2 tRNA genes and 2 rRNA genes are annotated in these 5729 nt (G+C 48.8%); all 4 read left to right on the forward strand.

The features are described 5' to 3' along the window. Positions 1-590: 590 nt before the first annotated feature. Positions 591-2110, forward strand: a 16S ribosomal RNA gene (locus LUA91_RS20570). Between the two features lie 184 nt (positions 2111-2294). Next, a tRNA-Ile gene (locus tag LUA91_RS20575) sits at positions 2295-2369 on the forward strand. Between the two features lie 13 nt (positions 2370-2382). After that, positions 2383-2456, forward strand: a tRNA-Ala gene (locus LUA91_RS20580). 393 nt (positions 2457-2849) lie between these two features. Then, positions 2850-5726, forward strand: a 23S ribosomal RNA gene (locus LUA91_RS20585). Together the 16S and 23S rRNA genes with 2 tRNA genes alongside form the textbook arrangement of a ribosomal RNA operon. Positions 5727-5729: the final 3 nt, after the last annotated feature.

Consider the following 5729-nt stretch of genomic DNA (forward strand, 5'->3'; position numbering starts at 1 on the left):
TTTTTTTTCTACTTTTGCATCCCGCTTCGGAGGAAACGGTTGTGAATGAAAAGATGGATCTGGGGGATGTGGGAAGGATAAAAGGCCAAAAATTTATTTCAAAATAAATTTGCGGTTGAGAAAAAGATCATTACCTTTGCAGCCCGGTTCGGAAGGAACGGGAAGCTGGTTAAAACAGCGAGATTGAAAGGCAAACAGGGAAAAAAGAAACGGAAAAAATAAAATCATTTTTATTTGGAAGTTAAAAAAAGATTCCTACCTTTGCACTCCCAACGGAAACGAAGGGAAACAGAAATCAAAGTGGCGGATGTCATGGCGATGAACAAACAGAGATTGAAGCGAGCGGAAACAGGGAAAAGACGATCAAGACTTATGCCCAACTGAAGCGAGAAGATATATAGACCGGCCGTGAGGCGTATGAGGTCACCAAGTTCTTACAAGAGATGTCAATGATGCGTAGTGGGGTAATGAAGTACGAATTCAAGTACAGAGTTCCTTATTACATTTTAAAGTCAATGTCCAACGGACAAAACAAAAGAAGACTAATTTTAACGTTAGTTAAAACTGGTCAGAATCTTACAACACATTTTACAATGGAGAGTTTGATCCTGGCTCAGGATGAACGCTAGCGGCAGGCCTAATACATGCAAGTCGAGGGGTAGAGGTTGCTTGCAACCTTGAGACCGGCGCACGGGTGCGTAACGCGTATGCAACCTACCTTCATCTGGGGGATAGCCCGGAGAAATCCGGATTAACACCGCATAAAATCACAGTACTGCATAGTACAATGATCAAATATTTATAGGATGGGGATGGGCATGCGTGTCATTAGCTAGTTGGCGGGGTAACGGCCCACCAAGGCGACGATGACTAGGGGATCTGAGAGGATGGCCCCCCACACTGGTACTGAGACACGGACCAGACTCCTACGGGAGGCAGCAGTAAGGAATATTGGTCAATGGAGGCAACTCTGAACCAGCCATGCCGCGTGCAGGAAGACTGCCCTATGGGTTGTAAACTGCTTTTATTCGGGAATAAACCTAGATACGTGTATTTAGCTGAATGTACCGAAGGAATAAGGATCGGCTAACTCCGTGCCAGCAGCCGCGGTAATACGGAGGATCCAAGCGTTATCCGGATTTATTGGGTTTAAAGGGTGCGTAGGCGGCCTGTTAAGTCAGGGGTGAAAGACGGTAGCTCAACTATCGCAGTGCCCTTGATACTGATGGGCTTGAATGGACTAGAGGTAGGCGGAATGAGACAAGTAGCGGTGAAATGCATAGATATGTCTCAGAACACCGATTGCGAAGGCAGCTTACTATGGTCTTATTGACGCTGAGGCACGAAAGCGTGGGGATCAAACAGGATTAGATACCCTGGTAGTCCACGCCCTAAACGATGAACACTCGCTGTTGGCGATACACAGTCAGCGGCTAAGCGAAAGCGTTAAGTGTTCCACCTGGGGAGTACGCTCGCAAGAGTGAAACTCAAAGGAATTGACGGGGGCCCGCACAAGCGGAGGAGCATGTGGTTTAATTCGATGATACGCGAGGAACCTTACCCGGGCTTGAAAGTTAGTGAATCATTCAGAGATGAATGAGTGAGCAATCACACGAAACTAGGTGCTGCATGGCTGTCGTCAGCTCGTGCCGTGAGGTGTTGGGTTAAGTCCCGCAACGAGCGCAACCCCTATGTTTAGTTGCCAGCACGTTAAGGTGGGGACTCTAAACAGACTGCCTGTGCAAACAGAGAGGAAGGAGGGGACGACGTCAAGTCATCATGGCCCTTACGTCCGGGGCTACACACGTGCTACAATGGACGGTACAGAGGGCAGCTACATAGCAATATGGTGCGAATCTCACAAAGCCGTTCACAGTTCGGATTGGGGTCTGCAACTCGACCCCATGAAGTTGGATTCGCTAGTAATCGCGTATCAGCAATGACGCGGTGAATACGTTCCCGGGCCTTGTACACACCGCCCGTCAAGCCATGGAAGTTGGGGGTACCTAAAGTATGTAACCGAAAGGAGCGTCCTAGGGTAAAACCGATAACTGGGGCTAAGTCGTAACAAGGTAGCCGTACCGGAAGGTGCGGCTGGAATACCTCCTTTCTGGAGTGGAGTTGACTACTCACTGCGCAACATGATATTTCAAAACAAGAGAAACAAAAAGAAGAAACACCCAGAAGAAATGACGGTTGTCCTTAACCACAGGGTCATCGGAACGAAAGCTAGGTAGCAAATGGAACGGTAGCGGTAAGATACTATATGCCGACACACAGTTACCAAAAAGCACAGTCCCGTAGCTCAGCCTGGTTAGAGCACTACACTGATAATGTAGGGGTCTCCAGTTCAAATCTGGACGGGACTACTTTAATAATCCTGGGGGATTAGCTCAGCTGGCTAGAGCGCCTGCCTTGCACGCAGGAGGTCAACGGTTCGACTCCGTTATTCTCCACAGTAAAAAAACATATCACCGGGATCGGTGGTCATCATTGACATAATGAATTGAAAGAAAAGAAACGCCACAGGGGCACATGTTTTAATCCAGGTACCATATACCAGGTACCAAATAAAACAGGAACGGTTCGAGACCGCAGTTTTTGACTAATAAGGAATAAGCTATAGGCTTAGGTTGGGGCACATTAAACCCTGCACCTTTATACCCTCAGCCTTATACCTTAATAAAGTTCTTTGACATATTGGAAGAAGTTAAAAAAGAAGAGCAAACAACAATAGGCGACTGTTGTGTTTGTGCTCACCAAATGGAGTAGCAATACGAAGTGAGGTATGAGACATCATGACAAGAGCAAAAAAAGCATACCATATGGCGCAAAAGGCATATGAGTAGAAGAAAGTAATAAAGAGTACACGGGGGATGCCTTGGCTCTCAGAGGCGATGAAGGACGTGATAAGCTGCGATAAGCTTCGGGTATTTGCAAATAGGAATTGATCCGAAGATTTCCGAATGGGGCAACCCGGCTGGTTGAAGACCAGTCACATATAATGAGCAAACCTGCCGAACTGAAACATCTAAGTAAGCAGAGGAAGAGAAAATAACAATGATTTCCTAAGTAGTGGCGAGCGAAAGGGAAAGAGCCCAAACCGGTCATGTTACGGCATAACCGGGGTTGTAGGACTGCAACGTGGCATTAACAAACAGAAGTGGAACGGGATGGGAAGCCCGGCGATACAAGGTGATAGCCCTGTACACGTATAGAATGTTAGTCTAGCAGTATCCTGAGTACCGCGAGGTCGGAGACGCCTTGTGGGAATCTGCCGGCACCATCCGGTAAGGCTAAATACTCCTGAGAGACCGATAGTGAACCAGTACCGTGAGGGAAAGGTGAAAAGAACCCCGAACAGGGGAGTGAAATAGAACCTGAAACCGTGTACTTACAAGCGGTCGGAGCGTACAAGTTGCGTGACGGCGTGCCTTTTGCATAATGAGCCTACGAGTTACTCCTCTCTGGCAAGGTTAAGTGTCTAAGGCACGGATCCGAAGCGAAAGCGAGTCTGAATAGGGCGTATAGTCAGAGGGGGTAGACGCGAAACCTTGTGATCTACCCATGGACAGGTTGAAGGTGCGGTAACACGTACTGGAGGACCGAACCGATAAACGTTGAAAAGTTTCCGGATGATCTGTGGGTAGGGGTGAAAGGCTAATCAAACTGGGAAATAGCTCGTACTCCCCGAAATGTTTTTAGGAACAGCGTCGTGGTAGAGTTATATAGAGGTAGAGCTACTGATTGGGTGCGGGGGAGTCAAATCCTACCAAATCCAGACAAACTCCGAATGCTATATAATATACACGGCAGTGAGGCGCGGGGTGCTAAGGTCACGCGCCGAGAGGGAAAGAACCCAGACCATCAGCTAAGGTCCCCAAGTTACAGTTAAGTTGAACTAACGAGGTCCGATTGCACAGACAGCTAGGATGTTGGCTTGGAAGCAGCCATTCATTTAAAGAGTGCGTAACAGCTCACTAGTCGAGCGATCGGGCATGGATAATAAACGGGCATTAAATTGTACACCGAAGCTATGGGATTGAAATATATCGGTAGGGGAGCATTCTAGCGGCAGCGAAGGTATCTGGTAATGGGTGCTGGAGCTTCTAGAAAAGCAAATGTAGGCATAAGTAACGATAAGGCGGGAGAGAAACCCGCCCACCGAAAGGATAAGGTTTCCTGATCAACGCTAATCGGATCAGGGTCAGTCGGGACCTAAGGAGAACCCGAAGGGGAAATTCGATGGACAACTGGTTAATATTCCAGTACTTTTTATAACTGCGATGTGGGGACGGAGTAGTGACACTGCCGCGATCTGACGGAATAGATCGTTAAAGACAGTAGGTAATGGAACGGTAGGCAAATCCGCCGATCTAGCTGAAAGTCGATAGTACCGCGAGCCTTCGGGCAAGTGGATAGCGCAGGTAATCAGACTTCCAAGAAAAACCGCTAAGCTTCAGGTTATAAAAACCCGTACCGCAAACCGACACAGGTATCCGGGAAGAGGATTCTAAGGTGCTCGAGTGAATCATGGCTAAGGAACTCGGCAAAATGGCCCTGTAACTTCGGGAGAAGGGGCGCTGGCAGCAATGTCAGCCGCAGTGAAAAGGCCCAGGCGACTGTTTAACAAAAACACATGGCTTTGCAAAATCGAAAGATGAGGTATAAGGCCTGACACCTGCCCGGTGCTGGAAGGTTAAGAGGGGATGTCATCCGCAAGGAGAAGCATTGAATCGAAGCCCCAGTAAACGGCGGCCGTAACTATAACGGTCCTAAGGTAGCGAAATTCCTTGTCGGGTAAGTTCCGACCTGCACGAATGGTGTAACGATCTGGGCGCTGTCTCAGCCATGAGCTCGGTGAAATTGTGGTCCCGGTGAAGACGCCGGGTACCCGCAACGGGACGGAAAGACCCCATGCACCTTCACTACAATTTAACATTGACATTGGATACAGGATGTGTAGGATAGGTGGGAGGCTTTGAAGCGGCGTCGCTAGGCGTCGTGGAGCCAACGTTGAAATACCACCCTTTCTGTATTCGGTGTCTAATCCCACATTGTGGGAGACATTGTTTGATGGGTAGTTTGACTGGGGTGGTCGCCTCCAAAAAGGTAACGGAGGCTTTCAAAGGTAAGCTCAGTACGCTTGGTAACCGTACGCGGAGTGCAATAGCATAAGCTTGCTTGACTGTGAGACATACAGGTCGATCAGGGTCGAAAGACGGATATAGTGATCCGGTGGTTCTGCATGGAAGGGCCATCGCTCAAAGGATAAAAGGTACGCTGGGGATAACAGGCTGATCTCCCCCAAGAGCTCATATCGACGGGGAGGTTTGGCACCTCGATGTCGGCTCGTCACATCCTGGGGCTGGAGAAGGTCCCAAGGGTTCGGCTGTTCGCCGATTAAAGTGGCACGCGAGCTGGGTTCAGAACGTCGCGAGACAGTTCGGTCCCTATCTGTTGTGGGCGTAGGAATTTTGAGTGGGGCTGACCTTAGTACGAGAGGACCGGGTTGGACTAGCCTCTAGTGAATCTGTTGTTCCGCCAGGGGCATTGCAGAGTAGCTACGCTGGGAATAGATAAGCGCTGAAAGCATCTAAGTGCGAAACTAGCCACGAGATGAGAATTCCATATAGGACCGTAGAAGACTACTACGTTGATAGGCTACAGATGTAAAGGTGGCGACACCACAGTCGAGTAGTACTAATCATCCGAAGCTTTCAAAGCAA

The organism is Pedobacter sp. Leaf250 (genome assembly GCF_920984735.1).
Classification (GTDB): Bacteria; Bacteroidota; Bacteroidia; order Sphingobacteriales; family Sphingobacteriaceae; genus Pedobacter.